Here is a 15,690-nt window from a genome sequence, read left to right on the forward strand (position 1 = left end):
GAGGCAGGCTCCCGCCTCATCGCGGGTCAGTGCACGACGTCGTCCACCGAGGGCGACTCGTTGCGGGACAGGTTGATGCCGAGGTTGGCCGCGGCACGCTCGAGGTCCTCGTCGTCGGAGTCGCGCATCTCGATCGCGGCGCCGTCGCTGGACAGCACCTCGACGTTGAGGCAGAGCGACTGGAGCTCCTTCAGGAGCACCTTGAACGACTCGGGGATACCCGGCTCGGGGATGTTCTCCCCCTTGACGATGGCCTCGTACACCTTGACGCGGCCGACCACGTCGTCCGACTTGATCGTCAGGAGCTCCTGCAGGGTGTATGCGGCGCCGTACGCCTGCATCGCCCAGCACTCCATCTCGCCGAACCGCTGGCCACCGAACTGCGCCTTACCACCCAGCGGCTGCTGCGTGATCATCGAGTACGGACCGGTGGACCGGGCGTGGATCTTGTCGTCGACCAGGTGGTGCAGCTTCAGGATGTACATGTAGCCGACGGAGACCGGGTACGGGTACGGCTCGCCGGAGCGGCCGTCCAGCAGCGTGGCCTTGCCGTTCTGCTTGACCATGCGCTCGCCGTCGCGGTTCGGCTTGGTCGCGCCGAGCAGCCCGGTGAGCTCCTCTTCCTTCGCACCGTCGAACACCGGGGTCGCGGTGTTCGTGCCGGGGTCGACGTCGTAGAGCTCCTCGTTGAGGTTCTTCGCCCAGTCGGGCTGCCCTTCGATCTTCCACCCCTGCGACGCCAGCCAGCCCAGGTGAAGCTCCAGGACCTGGCCGATGTTCATACGACGCGGGACACCGTGGGTGTTCAGGATGATGTCGACGGGCGTGCCGTCCTCCATGAACGGCATGTCCTCGGCGGGGAGGATCTTGCCGATGACACCCTTGTTCCCGTGGCGGCCGGCGAGCTTGTCGCCCGGCTGGATCTTCCGCTTCTGGGCCACGTAGACGCGGACCAGTTCGTTGACGCCCGGGGGCAGCTCGTCGTCGTCCTCGCGCGAGAACACGCGGATGCCGATGACCTTGCCGGTCTCGCCGTGCGGCACCTTCAGCGAGGTGTCGCGGACCTCGCGGGCCTTCTCGCCGAAGATCGCGCGGAGCAGGCGCTCCTCCGGGGTCAGCTCGGTCTCGCCCTTGGGCGTGACCTTGCCGACCAGGATGTCGCCGTCGCGGACCTCGGCACCGATGCGGATGATGCCGCGCTCGTCGAGGTCGGCGAGGACCTCCTCGGAGACGTTCGGGATGTCCCGGGTGATCTCCTCGGCGCCCAGCTTGGTGTCGCGGGCGTCGATCTCGTGCTCCTCGATGTGGATCGACGTGAGCACGTCGTCCTGCACCAGGCGCTCGGAGAGGATGATCGCGTCCTCGTAGTTGTGGCCCTCCCACGGCATGACCGCGACGAGCAGGTTCTTGCCGAGCGCCATCTCACCGTTCTCGGTGGACGGGCCGTCGGCGATGACCTGACCCTGCTCGACCCGGTCGCCCTCGTTGACGATCGGGCGGTGGTTGAAGCAGGTGCCGTGGTTCGAGCGACGGAACTTGTACAGTCCGTAGCTCTTCCGCGTGCCGTCGTCGTGCATGATCGTGATCAGGTCGGCGGAGAGCTCCTCGACCACACCGGCCTGCTCGGCGACGAGCACGTCACCGGCGTCCACCGCGGCACGCAGCTCCACGCCGGTGCCGACCAGCGGGGCCGAGTTGCGCAGCAGCGGAACGGCCTGACGCTGCATGTTCGCGCCCATGAGCGCGCGGTTCGCGTCGTCGTGCTCGAGGAACGGGATCATCGCCGTCGCGACCGAGACCATCTGCCGCGGCGAGACGTCCATGTAGTCCACGTCCAGCGGGTCGATCAGCTCGACCTCGCCGCCCTTCTTACGGACCAGGACGCGATCTTCGACGAAGGTGCCGTCGTCCGAGATCGGCGCGTTCGCCTGCGCCTTCACGTAGCGGTCTTCCTCGTCCGCGGTGAGGTAGTCGACCTGGTCGGTGACGCGGCCCTCGACGACCTTGCGGTACGGGGTCTCGATGAAACCGAACGGGTTGACCCGCGCGTACGAGCAGAGCGAACCGATCAGGCCGATGTTCGGGCCTTCCGGCGTCTCGATCGGGCACATGCGGCCGTAGTGCGACGGGTGGACGTCACGGACCTCCATGCCGGCGCGCTCACGCGACAGACCACCCGGGCCGAGGGCGGACAGACGACGCTTGTGCGTCAGCCCCGACAGCGGGTTGTTCTGGTCCATGAACTGCGACAGCTGCGAAGTACCGAAGAACTCCTTGATCGCCGCCACGACGGGACGGATGTTGATCAGGGTCTGCGGCGTGATCGCCTCGACGTCCTGGGTGGTCATCCGCTCGCGGACGACGCGCTCCATCCGGGACAGACCCACGCGGATCTGGTTCTGGATGAGCTCGCCGACGGTGCGGAGACGACGGTTGCCGAAGTGGTCGATGTCGTCGGTCTCGACCGGGATGACCTGGTCGCCGACGGTCGCCTTGTCCTCGCCCGCGTGCAGGCGGACCAGGTACTCGATCGTCGAGACGATGTCCTCTTCGGTCAGCGTCCCGGTGTCGTACGGCGTGGTCAGGCCGAGCTTCTTGTTCAGCTTGTACCGGCCGACCTTGGCCAGGTCGTAGCGCTTCGGCTTGAAGAACAGGTTCTCCAGCAGCGTCTGCGCGCTCTCCTTGGTGGGCGGTTCGCCCGGGCGCAGCTTGCGGTAGATGTCGAGCAGCGCCTCGTCGGTGCCGGCGGTGTGGTCCTTCTCGAGGGTGGCGAGCAGCGTCTCGGAGAAGGAGAAACGCTCGCGGATCGCCTCGGTGGTCCAGCCGAGCGCCTTCAGCAGCACGGTGACCGGCTGGCGGCGCTTGCGGTCGATGCGGACGCCGACGGTGTCGCGCTTGTCGACGTCGAACTCGAGCCAGGCACCCCGGCTCGGGATGACGCGGACGTTGAAGACGTCCTTGTCGGTGGTCTTGTCGACGCTGGTGTCGAAGTACACACCCGGCGAACGGACCAGCTGGGACACGACGACACGCTCGGTGCCGTTGATGACGAAGGTGCCCTTGTCGGTCATCACCGGGAAGTCGCCCATGAAGACCGTCTGGCTCTTGATCTCGCCGGTGTTGTTGTTCACGAACTCGGCGGTCACGAACAGCGGGGCCGCGTACGTCATGTCCTTGTCCTTGCACTCCTCGACGGAGGCCTTGACCTCGTCGAAGCGCGGGTCGGAGAAGGACAGCGACATGGATCCGGAGAAGTCTTCGATCGGCGAGATCTCGTTGAGGACCTCTTCCAGGCCGCCGACCGGGTTTTCTTCACCTTCTTCGACGCGGCGTTCGAACCACGCCTCGTCGCCGGTGAACCATTCAAAGGACCTGATCTGCACGTCGAGCAGGTTCGGGGTGCTGAGCGGCTCGCGAATCTTTGCGAAGGAGACCCGCTTGGGGGCTCCCGGGATTCCCGTGGACTCCGAGCGAGATACAGCCGAGGTGGTCGCAGCAGTGGCCTGGTTCGCGGGAGAGACTGCCAAGATGCGTCCTTCCGGGGACAATGAGCGGTGAGCAGCCGCATCAGCAACAGCTGATGCGGTCTGTCAAGGGTGCCGTGTGCCCACTATCCTAACTACCGGCTCCGGGCAGCCTGAAAGAGGGCAGCGCAAAGAAGCAGTCTAGCCCGAACGTCGCGGTCTGTCCAGGGGGCGCTCCCGATGGGGCCCAGCCTGCATCGCAACGTCTTCAGGTATGCCTCTCCTCGGCCTCCCCGGCCCGTCCCTCCCGCAAGGGCACCGCCGGTTCTCACCGTTGCCAGTAAGCGTGACCCCACAGGGGCTCTGAGTCAAGATGCCGCGCGGTGGTCCCGCCGGTTGGCGCAGCGTCGAAGAAGCTCCGCGCCGGGCGCCTCACAGGACGATCATCCTGGTTACCGCCCGGTACCCGCAGGTGACGGCGTTGGGGCGCCGACCTGCGTTTAGCGGGCTAAACGCGATCCGGCCGGCGGGGTTGCCGGGCGGGTCACCGGGTCGGGCCAGGGGGCCGGCGAGGCGCTCCGGGCGAACTTGTCCGGTGTGACCGTTGTGGCCGGTGGGCCTTCTGGTGCGGCGCACAGGCAGGGCGACGCACTTGCGTTTAGCGGGCTAAACGCGATCCGGCCGTCGCTGCCAGACTGGGCGGCGTGAACGAAACGTGGGAGCAGGACGCCAGTGCCGAGATGCCCCCGGTCTTCTTGAGGCCGGAAGCCGAGCTGCGGCTGGCCGCGGAGCGGAGCCCCCTCCTCCGCGAGGTCCGCGGCTACGTCGCCGGGTCGGGCGACAGCGACCCGCTGATCCCGCGGTGGGCGGAGGTGTCCGGGCTGGTCCGCGTCGTCGACGGCAAGCACGTGCCCGTCGAGGAGAACGCGACGCTCGTCGACGACCCTCTCCGGCTCTGGCAGCGGCTGTACTCGACGATCGGCGAGGCCGAGCCTCTGCCACTCGGACTGGTCGCGTCGATCTCACTCACGCTCTACCGGTCAGGTCCGGTCGCTGTGCCGGTTGAGCTCCTTTTCGAGGCCGTCGAACTCGGGCAGGCACCGGACGAGTCGATGCGGTACGCGACAAGCGTCGCGCTGGACCTGTTGGAACGGCTCGGCGCGCTCGAGAAGGGCACCGCGGACCCGGCCGGGCTCGCGCTGATCGCCGATATCGCCGGGAAACCCGATCCCTCCCCGTTCCTCCTCAGCCTCACCCCGATCGCCGTCTGGGCGATCAACAGGGAGCTCCGAGAGGCCGGAATGGACGCACCGGTCATCGGCGAAGCCGCGGGCGAGAGTCTCGGCGAGCTGAGCCCCCGGCTCGTCCACTCCGCACCGGAGATCATCGACGCGGAGCTGAAGGCCTGGGTCCGGCACCGATCACCCTCAGACGCGGCAGCGGAGGCGAGCGAGTTCCTTCGCACGGCGCGGCTTCCCGAAGAACGACTGTTCGCCTTGATCGCGCTCGGGGAGACCGGCGAGATCGGCCTCGAGACCGCCGTGGGCGTCCGAGCCGAAGGCGGTCTGGTCGGCGCGGCCGCCGCGATGTGGCTGGCCGAACGTGGAGCGGTCGACCGGGAAACGGTCACCCGCGACGAGGTCGTCGTCGGGATGGCCGACCATTACGCGGCGATGCACGCGCTCGGCGCGTTCGTCCATCAGCTCGCCGACATGGACGACCGCTTCGACATCGTGGAGCTGTTGACGTCCTCCGGCCACCCGGACCGGCTCGAACTCCTCAACGTCGTCGGCGCGGACCACCCGGACCCGAAGATGGCCAAGAAGGCGCGGACGGCGAGTTTCAAGCTCCGGTCGAGCGGCGGCGGGCGACCCCCTGGTCAGCGCGCCGACGCGTGACGATTAGCCCGCTAAACGCAGGTCAGCGGGGCGGGAGCCGGAAAGCCGTGAAGGCCTCCTTGAGGGATTCTGGGTCCCTCAAGGAGGCCTTCACGGAACGGGACGCGCGCCGCGTCGTCGGATCGCGTTTAGCGGGCTAAACGCGATCCGGCCGGGCCGGGGTCACTTCGAGGGGGCTGGGGAGGCCGGGGGTGAAGCGGGGGCCGAGGAAGCGGCCGGGTTCGGCGGAGCGGCGTAGGTGTTCATCGCCGTGATCTTCCACTTGTCGCCCTGCAGCTCCGCGTTCAAGTGCAGCTGCGCGCTCCCGGCGGTGGTCTTGTTCGTGTCGGCCCGCGTCGAGCTCTGGTCGACGAACACCATCACGTCGGCCCGGTCGCCTTCCAGCCGGATGACGGCGCTGCGGGTGACCTTGCAGGTCACGACCATCTTCTGCTGCGGGGCCAGCCGTTTGACCTCGCCCATGAGCAGGTTGTACTTCGCCCGCACGTCGTCGTTGACCAGCAGATCGGCCGCCGCGGACTCGGTCTTCGCGATGTTGTTGTAGTCGTAGGAGAACAGCGCCTCGGTCGCCTTCGCGACCTGGTCCTTGACCTGCGCGGTCTTCGCGACGTCCAGCAGCGCCGTGTTGTTCGTCGAGCTGGACACCTCGTCGGCCTGGATCTTGAAGAGCACCGCGGTCGCGGCCAGCAGCAATCCCACGACGACCAGCGCGCCCGCCAGGATCAGCTGCTTCGAGCCCGGCTTCTTCTCGGTCTCCGAAGAGTCCGAAGACTCCTCAGTCTCATCGGAGTCGACCTCGGCTTCGGCCTCTTCGAGGTCGTCCGGCTTCTCCTCGGCGACCGCGCGGGCCTTCGCGCGCGGGGTCGGCTTCGCGACGACCTCTTCTTCGGGAGCTTCGGGGCTTCAGGCTCTTCAGAAGTCTCGACAGCGTCTTCCTCAGCGACCTCGACAGGCTCGGCAGGCGCAGGAACCGGAGCCGGCCGCGGCGACGGACGGCGGACCGGCGCCGGCTTCGCCACCGGCGTCTCGTCGACCTCGACCTCCGAGGTGGGCGCCTCGGGAGAAGAAGCGGGAGCGGGAGACGCACCGGGCCGTCGCAGACCGGCCACCCGGGGGCGGCGCACCGGCGGAGTGCTGCGAGGGGGCTGGCGACGGGAGGGGGCACTACGTGGCTCCGTTCTAGGTGACGCTCTTACTGACCGGCCGCGACGAGGGGCACGTTGTCGATCCCGGACAGCTTCCACTCATCGCCGACCCGGGTCATCGAGACCTCCAGGCGCAACGCCTTCGAGCTCGCCTTGTCGCCCTGGGTGACCTGCGTGGAGATGGCGGCGAGGAAGCTCGCCTTGCCCTCGTGGTCGTCGAGTTCCTCGACCGCGATGTCCTGGATGGTGGTCACGACCTTGGTCTTCGCGTCGCCGAGCGCCTTGCGGTAGGTCGGCTCCAGCTGGGCCAGCTGCTGGCTCATCTTCTCGTCGGAGACGGCCTTCTGCTTGCTGAAGAACTCGTCGAGCTTCTCGAAGTCGACCTCGGTGTACGCCTTGATCGCGGTGCCGCCCGCCTTGACCACGTCGTCCCGCGAGCGCGCCAGGTCGGCGTTGTCGTCCGACGCGGCCACGGCCCACATGACACCGAAGATCGCCGCGGCGAGGAAGGCGGCCAGCGCGAACGCCGCCGCCCCCAGGACCAGGGTCCGCGATCGAGAAGAACTCATGACACTCCAGGGTAGGGATACGGTCTCGGGCTCAGCCGGGCAGGCCCAGCAGCGTGCCGAGGGTGGGCAGGCTGACCCCGGGGCTCTGCAGGACGCTCGGCATGCCCTGTGCCGCGCGCAGGCTGGCCAGCTCCTCGGCCGAGCGGCCGGCGTTCGCCGCGACGTCGCCTTCCGACGGGATCTGCGGGACCCCGTTGTACGGCGCGTTCTGCGAACCGCGCACGTTGATCGGGCTGCCCTTCGGCTCGGCGCAGTACGCGTTGTCCTTGGGCGGACGCGGCGTCGTGTCGGTGCCTTCGCGGTACTTGTCGAGGCCGAGGTAGCCCTTGGTGCACGACGGCGGGTTGAACAGGTTGAGCGCGAGGCCGAGGTGCGCGGTGCCGTCGTTGGCGACGGTGTTGGCACCCGCAGCCAGCATCGGGTACGTCACCAGGCCCTGTTCGAGCCCGTCGAGCCGGGTCACCAGCAGATTCGACGTCGTGAGCAGGTTCGCCGTCAGCGCGCCCAGCCCCGGTCCGGATTCGGCGAGCACCTCGCTGATCTGGGTCGCCACCTGCGGGGTGATCCCGATCAGCTTCCGGATGTCGGCGTCGGAGTTCTTCAGCGTGCCCGAGAGCTTGTTGAGGTCCGCGCTGAACGACTTCATGGAGCTCGACATGTCGTTCTGGGTTTCGAGGACCTGCCCGCCCTTTTCCAGCAGCTGGATCGTCTGCGGCAGGTACTCCTGCGCGGTCGTGGTGAAGCTCCGCGCGGTGTCGAGTAGCCGCTGCAGGTCCGGGCCGGTGCCGTTGAAGGCGTTGTACGACTCGTCGACGACCTTGCGCAGCGAGTCGGTCGGCACCGAGGCCGCGAGGCTGTCGAGGTCGCCGATGAGCTGCTCGGTCGGCACCGGCGTCTTGACCTTGTCGGCTGGAATGACCGAACCAGCGTTCAGGAACGGTCCCTTGTCGCTCTTGGGCTTCAGGTCGACGAACTGTTCGCCGACCGCCGACCGGTTCGCGACGACGGCGTCGAGATCGGCGGGCACCTGCGGGGCGTCCGGCGAGATGTTGAGGTCGGCTTCCAGCCCGGTCTTGGTCAGGCGCAGCTCACCGACCCGCCCGATGTTGAAGCCGCGGTACGTGACCTCGGCGTTCTGGAAGATGCCGCCCGACTGCTTGAGCTGCAGTTTCACCGTGTAGCCCTCGTCGCCGAAGACCTGGCCGAGCCCGGCGAACCGGATCAGCGCGTACACGATGGCGACCACGGAGATGATCGCGAACGCGACCAGCTGGATCTTCGTCCTACGGACCAGCATCAGCCGGCACCTCCCGACAGCACACCGAAGATACCGGCGGGTCCGGTCTGTTGCGGCTGCCCGCCACCCTGCGGCGCGCTCGCCTGGCCCGCCTGAGTGCCGCCCACGCTGTCCGGGATCGGCAGCGGCGGGTTCTCGCCCGGCCCCTCGGTGCCCCCGGTCAGCCCCGGCACCGGGACGACGTCCTTGAGCGGGTTCTCGCGGCTGCGGCCGAGGTTCTTGAGGATCTCGTTCAGGTTCAGGTCGATCTTCGCGAACAGGTTGAAGTAGTCGCCCTTGACGCCGTCGTAGGCGGCGTCGCTGAACGGGAAGGTCAACAGGATCTCCAGCGCTTTCGGCAGATCCGAGCCCGCTTCGCCGAGCTTCTGCAGCGTCGGCTGCAGTGCCTTGAGGTCGGCGACGAGGTCTTCCTTGCTCTTGTTCACCGTGTCGACGGCGACACCGGAAAGGTGGTTGAGCGCGTTCAGCATCGTCACCAGCTGGCCGCGCTGCTGCTCCAGCACGCCGAGGCCGGGGCCGAGGTTGTCGACCGCGCCGACCAGCTTGTCCTTCTGGCCGTTCAGCGTGAGCGAGAGCCGGTTCAGCCCGTCGAGCGCCCGCGTGATGTTCGCGGACTGCTTGTCGAGGTTCGTGACGAGCTCGTTGGTGTTGTTCAGCAGCGCCTTGAGCTCCGGCGAGCGGCCGGTGGTGGCGTTGTTGAGTTCCTTGGTGATGGTGTTGAGCTGTTCCACCCCACCACCGTTGAGCAGCAGCGAAAGCGCGCCGAGCAGCTCCTCGACCTCGACGCTGCGGTTCGTGCGGGCCAGCGGGATCACCGCGTTGTCGGCGAGCTTTCCCTGCCCGTCGGGGGCGCGGCCAGCTCGACGTACTTCTCGCCGAGGAGGCTCGACTGCTTGACGTTGGCGAGCGCGTTCGCCGGCAGCTTCACGTCGCCGTTGACCCGGAGGGTGACTTCGGCGTTCCAGCCGTCCGGGGTCAGGCCGATCGCTTCGACCCGGCCGATGGCGACCTCGTTGACCTTCACCCCGGCCTGCGGGGTCAGGTCGAGGACGTCGCGGAACTGCACCTTGACGGTGTACGGGTGGTCGCCGAGTTCGGCGCCGCCGGGCAGCGGGACGTCGTAGATCCCGCTGAACCCGCAGCCGCTCAACGTCAGCGCCGCGACGGTCCCGGAGGCGAGGAGAGCGATCTTCTTCATCATTTCGCCGCCGTTCCGTAGAGCTGACCGGCGATCGGCAGCGGCAGCGGCGGCAACTGGCCCGCCTGCGACGACTGGATCACCTGCGCGATGGACGGCAACGGCACCAGCCCGTCGACCAGTCCGGCGACCCCCTTGCACGCGTCGCCCAGCGCGTCGAGCGCCTCCGGGGTCTGCTTGAGCAGGTTGCACACCATCACCAGCGGCGGCTGCGTGAGCTCGTTGAGGTTGGCCCGCGCGTCGAGCGTGCCCGACGAGGCGTTGTAGGTGTTGACCAGGTTCCCGAGGCCGACCGGGGCGACGTCGAGGATCTCGGCGAGCGCGCCGCGCTGGTCGACGAGCACCTTGGTCACGCTGGCCAGCTTGTCCACATTGGACTTGAGCCGGTCGCGGTTCTTCTCGATGAACGCCTGCACCGCGGTGAGCGTGTCCGACAGCTGCTTCACCGTGGCCGAGAGGTTCTCCCGCTCCCCCGCGAGGAATCCGCTGACGTCGGCGAGCTGCCGCTCGAAGTCGCGGACCTGCTTGTCGCTGTTCACCAGCGTCTGTGAGAAGGAGCCGAGGTTCTCGACGGTCTTGAACAGGTCGTCCTTGTTGCCCGACAACGTGCCCGCCGCCTGGCCGAGCTTCGTGATCGTGTCGTGCAGCGCCTGCCCGTTGCCGTCGAAGTTCTTCGCGGCGGTGTCGAGCAGGTTCGACAGCGAACCGTTCTTGTTGGCGCCGTTGGGCCCGAGCGACTTGCTGACCCGGGACAGGCTGGCGGCGAGCTCGTCGACCTCCAGCGGCACCTCGGTGCGGTCGAGGCCGATGACGGCGCCGTCGGCGATCCGCGGGCCGCCCTTGTAGGCCGGGGCGAGCTGCACGTAGCGGTCGCTGACCAGCGACGGCGACACGATGATCGCCTTCGCGTCCGCGGGCACCGCCACCGAACGGTCGTATTCGAGTTCGACGCGGACCTGGTTGCCCATCGGCTGGATCTTGGTGATCGTGCCCATGTCCACGCCGAGCATGCGGACACTGTTGCCCTCGTAGAGGCCGACCGTGCCGGCGAAATACGCGGTCACGTGGTTGCGGCCCGCGTCCTTGAGGGTCCACCACAGCGCGCCGGCGACGACCAGCGCGAGCACGATCGCGATGGTGAAACCGCGTGCGAGGCCTGCTCCGAGACGGGTACTCATTTGTCGTAGCACCCCTTCTCGTTGATCGGGCCGAACGACGGCAGGACCAGCCCGCAGATGTAGTTGTCGAACCAGCGGCCGTTGCCGATCGTGTTCGTGAACACCCGGATGAACGGCGCGAACCGCGCGATGCCCTGGCCGAGGGCGTCCTGGTTGCGCTGCAGCATCGAGGTCAGCTGGTCGAGCTGGGCGAGCACCGGGTCAAGCTGCGCGTCGTTGTCGTCGACCAGGCCCTTGAGCTGGGTGGCGAGGTTGCGCGAGCCGTCCAGCAGCGCGGAGATCGCTTCCTTGCGCTTGGCCACCTCGCCGAGCAGCTTGTTGCCGTCGGCCAGGAGCTTCTGGAACTCGGCGTCACGGTCGACGAGCGTCTGCGAGACCTGCCGAGTGTTCGAGAGCAGGCTCGACAGCTGCGAGTCACGTTTGGCGATGGTGTCCGAGAGGCGGGAAAGGCCGGTCAGCGCGCCCTTCACGTCGGCCGGGGTGTCGGCGAAGGTCTCCGTGATGACGTCGAAGCTCTTCGCCAGCTGCGTCGTGTCGATGTCGTCGACGGTCTGCGAAAGGCCGCGGAAGGCGTCGAGCACGTCGAACGGCGACGCCGTCCGCTCACGCGGGATGGTCGAGCTCGGGTCGAGCGTGCGCTGCCCCTGCGGGTCGAGCGCCAGGTACTTCTGGCCGAGGACGGTCTTGATCTTGATCGCCGCGCTGGTCTTGTCGCCGAGCCAGGCGTCCTTGACCTTGAACGAGATCCGGACCTTGTCGCCGTCGAGCTTGATCTCCGAGACCTTGCCGACCTTCACGCCGGCGACCCGGACGTCGTTGTCCTCCTGCAGGCCCGAAGCCTCGCTGAAGTCCGCGCTGTAGGTGGTCCCGCCGCCGATCACGGGCAGGTCGTCGGAGTTGAGCGCGGCGATGAAACCGAGCAGCAGCACCGAGATACCGACCAGCGCGATCGGGATCGGATTGCGTTTCTGGAACGACTTCATGCCGTGCACCTCGCCCGGTTCACCGGCAGCAGCGGCAGGTTGATCGGCTCGTTGATCAGCGGAGGCAGGGCGACGGCTCCCGTCATCTCACAGGCGAAGAAGTTGAACCAGGAGCCATAGTCGGCGGTGCGGGTCAGCGCCGTCACCTTCTGCGGCAGGAACTGGATGAAATGCTCGACGATCGGCTGGCTGTCGTTGAGGTTCTTCGACAGCGTGCCGAGCGCGGCGATGTCCTGTTTGAGCGGCTCACGGGCCTCGCCGAGGAGACCGGAGGTCGTCTTGGCGAGGGTGCCGAGCGAGTCGATGGCGTCGCCGATCGGCTCGCGGTCCGCGGCCAGCCCGGAGACCAGCTGCTGCAGCTTGACGATCAGGTCGTTCAGCTGCGGCGTGTGCGCGTTGACCGTGTCGAGCACCGAGTTCAGGTTGTCGATGACCTCGCCGATCACCTTGTCCTTGTCGGAGATCGTGGTGGCCAGCGACGCGGTGTGCTTCAACAGGCTTTCGACCGTGCCGCCCTCGCCCTGCAGGACCTGGATGACCTCGTAGGACAGCTTGTTGATGTCGTCCGGGTTGAGCGCGGTGAACAGCGGCTTGAACCCGTTGAACAACTGGGTCAGGTCGAGCGCGGGCGTGGTCCGCTCCAGCGGGATGTTCCCGCCGGGCTCCAGCGTCTTGCCGGAGGTGTCGGTGCCCTGCCCGAGCGAGAGGTAACGCTGGCCGACCAGGTTCCGGAACTTGATCTGCGCGGTCACCCCGGCGGGCAGCTTGCGGCCGGAGTCCACCTCGAACTCGATCTCGGCCTGGCGCCGGTCGACGATGCGGACCTCCTTGACCTGCCCGACCCGGACGCCGGCGATGCGGACGTCGTCGTTGGGCAGCACGAGGGTCGCGTCACTGAACCGCGCCTTGTAGGCGTTGGTGCTGGTGGTGTTCACGTTGGCGATGCTGATCCCGAGGATGGTCGTGAACAGCACGGTGACCACGATGAAGGCGCCGAGTTTGATCAGCGGAGCGAGCAATCCCCTCATTTGACGTGCACCTCCGCCCCTCGGTAAAGCGGGCCGACGAGCAGCGAGCCCCAGCCGGGCACGTCCGAGGCGGTCATGCCGACCTGCGGGGCGACCAGCTGCGCGAGGAAGTCCGATTCGGACGCGCTGTAGGACGGGCTACCGCCGGGCGCTCCCCCGCCGTTGTAGCCGCCGTAGTTCGCGAAGCCGTTCGACGGCGAAAGACCGTCGTTCGCCGAGCGTGCCGGCGGTTTGACCGTGCTGCCGTCCTTGATCGGGCCGTCCGGCGGGTACTGGGGGAACGGGTCCGGGAACTGCTTCAGGTCGTAGCAGCGCGGACCGCGTTTGTCCTCGAACCGCGGCTCGTCCTTGCCCGGCAGGTACGGCCCTCGGTTGACGGTGACCTCGATGGTCGCGTGCAGACCGGGCCGGTCGGTGCCCTTGCCGAGGGCCTTGTCGATCTTCGGCAGGTTGTCCGCCATCTGCCCGATCACGCACGGATACTCCGGCGCGTACTTCGCGAGCAGCTCCGCCGTCGGGCGGGCCGTGTCGGCGAGGCGGATCAGGTTGTCGGCGTTGTTCTGCAGGAACGTCTGCAGGTCCACCGAAGCCTGGGTGACGCTGCCGTAGAGGTTCGCCAGGTTCATCTTCTGGTCCACCACGGTGCGGGTGGTGGTGCTCAGGTTGTCCAAGGTCTGCACCAGGTCCGGGGCCACGGCGTTGAGGTTGTCCGAGAACTTCGCGAGCTCTTTGAGGTTCTGCTGGAGCTTCGGCTCGTGCGGGTTCAGTTCCCCGACGTAGCTGCCGAGCTGCGCGAGGGTCTGGCCGAGCTGGTCACCGCGGCCGTTGAGCGCGGTGGAGATCGCCGAAAGCGTGCTCGACAGCTTCTGCGGCTGGACGGCCTGCAGGACCGGCATCAGATGGGCGAAGGCCTGCTCCAGCTCGACCGCGCCGGACGTGCGGTCCTGGGTGATCACGTCCCCTTCCGCGATCGTCTTCTCCGAAGGCGCGTCCGGGATCTCGAGGGAAACGAACCGCTCACCGAACAACGTCTTCGGCAGGAATCGCGCCGAAACGTTCTGGGGGATCAGTTTCGCCGACTCCGGATTCAGCGCGAGCGTGAGTTCGGCGCCGTCCGGGGTCGCGTTGATCTCCTTGACCGAGCCCACGATGAGCCCGCGGACCTTCACGTCGGACTGCTTCAGCAACTGGTTCCCGATGTTGCCCGACTGCAGTTTCACGCTGACGACGGGGGTGAACGCCCGTTGGTACAGCGCGATGCTCAGCGCCACCCCGCCGATGAGCACGGCGACCAGAAGCAGGCCCAGCAGCCTGCGCCGGATTGTCGCGATCATCCTGCGATCCTCACCGTGACGTCGGTTCCCCAGATCGCGAAACCGATGAAGAAGTTCATGATGGACACCGTGACGATGCTCAGCCGGACCGCTTTACCGACGGCCACGCCGACACCGGCGGGGCCACCGGAGGCCCGGTAACCGAAATAGCAATGGGACAGGATGATCAAGACGCTGAACAACAGCACCTTGATGAACGAATACAACACATCCTGTGGTGGTAGGAACAGGTCGAAATAATGGTCGTAGGTACCCGCTGACTGGTTGTAGATGTAGATAACGACCAACCGGGACGCGAGATACGAACTCAGCAGGCCGATGACGTACAGCGGGATGACCGCGACGAAACCGGCGATGATCCGCGTGGTCACCAGGTACGGCAGGCTCGGCACGCCCATGACCTCGAGCGCGTCGATCTCCTCCGAGATCCGCATCGCGCCGAGCTGGGCGGTGAACCCGGCGCCGACGGTCGCCGAAAGCGCGAGCCCGGCGACCAGCGGGGCGATCTCGCGGGTGTTGAAGAACGCGGTCAGGAAGCCGGTGAAGGCAGAGGTGCCGATCGAGTTCAGCGCCGAGTAGCCCTGGAGACCGACAAGGACACCGGTGAACAGCGTCAGGCCGACCATCACGCCGACCGTGCCGCCGATGACCGCGAGCGAGCCGGAGCCGAAGCTCACTTCGGCCAGCAGTCGCAGAACTTCTTTCATGTAGCGGCGAAGCGTCCTCGGCGTCCACAGCAACGCGCGGCCGTAGAACGACATCTGGTCGCCGAGGTTGTCCAGAGTCTGCAATGGACGGTTGGCAACCCCCTTGGCGCGTGTAAGGAAGGTCATGCGTCAGTCCAGCTTTCCGGGCACGATCTGCAGGTAGATCAGCGTGATCACGAAGTTCACCACGAACAGCATGAGGAACGTGATGACGACCGACTGGTTCACCGCGTCGCCGACGCCCTTCGGGCCGCCGGACGGGTTCAGTCCCCGGTACGAGGCGACGACCGCGGCGATGAAGCCGAAGATCAGCGCCTTCAGCTCGCCGACCCAGAGGTCCGGCAGCTGGGCCAGCGCGGAGAAGCTCGCCAGGTACGCGCCCGGCGTCCCGCCCTGGAGGACGACGTTGAAGAAGTAACCGCCGAGCACGCCGATGACGCTGACCATGCCGTTCAGCAGGAGCGCCACCAGCATCATCGCGAGCACGCGCGGCACGATCAGCCGCTGCACCGCGGAGACGCCGAGCACCTCCATGGCGTCGATCTCTTCCCGGATGGTCCGCGCGCCGATGTCCGCGCAGACCGCGCTACCGCCGGCGCCCGCGACCAGCAGCGCCGTGACCAGCGGGCTGGCCTGCTGCACGGTGGCGAGCACCGACCCGGCGCCCGTGTAGGACTGGGCGCCGAGCTGGCGGGCGAGCGATCCGAACTGCAGCGAGATGACTGCGCCGAACGGGATCGCGACGAGCGCCGTCGGCAGGATCGTGACGCTCGCGATGAACCAGGCCTGCTGGATGAACTCCCGCAGCTGGAACGGGCGCTGGAAAATGCCACGAACGATGTCGAGGCCGAGAGCGAACAGGTTCCCGGTCTCGCGCACCATGCCGATC

General features: G+C 67.4%; 10 protein-coding genes and 2 pseudogenes. 1 reads left to right on the plus strand and 11 read right to left on the minus strand.

What is annotated here, in order from left to right:
• Positions 1–26: 26 nt before the first annotated feature.
• Positions 27–3,527, minus strand: coding sequence for a DNA-directed RNA polymerase subunit beta (locus MJQ72_RS38300; protein ID WP_240595833.1), 3,501 nt, complete (start codon positions 3,525–3,527; stop codon positions 27–29).
• A gap of 641 nt (positions 3,528–4,168) precedes the next feature.
• On the opposite strand from MJQ72_RS38300, the gene MJQ72_RS38305 reads away from it, so the two are divergent.
• Entirely contained in the window at positions 4,169–5,362 is a 1,194-nt protein-coding gene (locus tag MJQ72_RS38305) for a hypothetical protein (RefSeq protein ID WP_240595834.1), read from the plus strand.
• 162 nt (positions 5,363–5,524) lie between these two features.
• Here the strand turns inward: MJQ72_RS38305 and MJQ72_RS38310 are convergent.
• The 10 genes and pseudogenes from MJQ72_RS38310 to MJQ72_RS38355 all read right to left on the minus strand — a co-directional run bounded on the left by MJQ72_RS38310 (position 5,525) and on the right by MJQ72_RS38355 (position 15,683).
• A pseudogene (locus MJQ72_RS38310) lies at positions 5,525–6,471 on the minus strand (hypothetical protein).
• 83 nt (positions 6,472–6,554) lie between these two features.
• Positions 6,555–7,076, minus strand: coding sequence for a hypothetical protein (locus tag MJQ72_RS38315; protein ID WP_240595835.1), 522 nt, complete (start codon positions 7,074–7,076; stop codon positions 6,555–6,557).
• Between the two features lie 31 nt (positions 7,077–7,107).
• Positions 7,108–8,373 (minus strand): MCE family protein, encoded by a 1,266-nt coding sequence (locus MJQ72_RS38320; protein WP_240595836.1) that lies wholly within the window; start codon positions 8,371–8,373, stop codon positions 7,108–7,110.
• A pseudogene (locus MJQ72_RS38325) lies at positions 8,373–9,574 on the minus strand (MCE family protein). The gene MJQ72_RS38320 and the pseudogene MJQ72_RS38325 overlap by 1 nt, the downstream one beginning before the upstream one ends.
• Positions 9,571–10,749, minus strand: coding sequence for an MCE family protein (locus MJQ72_RS38330; protein ID WP_240595837.1), 1,179 nt, complete (start codon positions 10,747–10,749; stop codon positions 9,571–9,573). Before MJQ72_RS38330 ends, MJQ72_RS38325 begins: the two are co-directional and overlap by 4 nt.
• The gene (locus MJQ72_RS38335) at positions 10,746–11,732 is read right to left on the minus strand and encodes an MCE family protein (RefSeq protein WP_240595838.1); all 987 of its coding nucleotides are present in this window, start codon (positions 11,730–11,732) and stop codon (positions 10,746–10,748) included. Before MJQ72_RS38335 ends, MJQ72_RS38330 begins: the two co-directional genes overlap by 4 nt.
• Positions 11,729–12,760, minus strand: a complete 1,032-nt coding sequence (locus tag MJQ72_RS38340) for an MCE family protein (RefSeq protein ID WP_240595839.1) — start codon at positions 12,758–12,760, stop codon at positions 11,729–11,731. The genes MJQ72_RS38335 and MJQ72_RS38340 overlap by 4 nt, the downstream gene beginning before the upstream one ends.
• Positions 12,757–14,094 carry an MCE family protein gene (locus MJQ72_RS38345; RefSeq protein WP_240595840.1) on the minus strand — a complete coding sequence of 446 codons (1,338 nt, stop codon included), beginning with the start codon at positions 14,092–14,094 and terminating at the stop codon, positions 12,757–12,759. The genes MJQ72_RS38340 and MJQ72_RS38345 overlap by 4 nt, the downstream gene beginning before the upstream one ends.
• The gene (locus MJQ72_RS38350) at positions 14,091–14,927 is read right to left on the minus strand and encodes an ABC transporter permease (protein WP_063274319.1); all 837 of its coding nucleotides are present in this window, start codon (positions 14,925–14,927) and stop codon (positions 14,091–14,093) included. The genes MJQ72_RS38345 and MJQ72_RS38350 overlap by 4 nt, the downstream gene beginning before the upstream one ends.
• A gap of 3 nt (positions 14,928–14,930) precedes the next feature.
• A complete protein-coding gene (locus MJQ72_RS38355; RefSeq protein WP_125732839.1) occupies positions 14,931–15,683 on the minus strand; it encodes an ABC transporter permease in 753 nt (250 codons plus the stop codon).
• Between the last annotated feature and the right edge of the window lie 7 nt (positions 15,684–15,690).

This window comes from Amycolatopsis sp. EV170708-02-1, from assembly GCF_022479115.1.
Classification (GTDB): Bacteria; Actinomycetota; Actinomycetes; order Mycobacteriales; family Pseudonocardiaceae; genus Amycolatopsis.

Coding starts and splice junctions, on each gene's coding strand:
- MJQ72_RS38315 (WP_240595835.1), bottom strand. CDS start 7,076: ATGAGTTCTTCTCGATCGCGGACCCTGGTCCTGGGGGCGGCGGCGTTC.
- MJQ72_RS38320 (WP_240595836.1), bottom strand. CDS start 8,373: ATGCTGGTCCGTAGGACGAAGATCCAGCTGGTCGCGTTCGCGATCATC.
- MJQ72_RS38330 (WP_240595837.1), bottom strand. CDS start 10,749: ATGAGTACCCGTCTCGGAGCAGGCCTCGCACGCGGTTTCACCATCGCG.
- MJQ72_RS38335 (WP_240595838.1), bottom strand. CDS start 11,732: ATGAAGTCGTTCCAGAAACGCAATCCGATCCCGATCGCGCTGGTCGGT.
- MJQ72_RS38340 (WP_240595839.1), bottom strand. CDS start 12,760: ATGAGGGGATTGCTCGCTCCGCTGATCAAACTCGGCGCCTTCATCGTG.
- MJQ72_RS38345 (WP_240595840.1), bottom strand. CDS start 14,094: ATGATCGCGACAATCCGGCGCAGGCTGCTGGGCCTGCTTCTGGTCGCC.
- MJQ72_RS38350 (WP_063274319.1), bottom strand. CDS start 14,927: ATGACCTTCCTTACACGCGCCAAGGGGGTTGCCAACCGTCCATTGCAG.
- MJQ72_RS38355 (WP_125732839.1), bottom strand. CDS start 15,683: ATGGTGCGCGAGACCGGGAACCTGTTCGCTCTCGGCCTCGACATCGTT.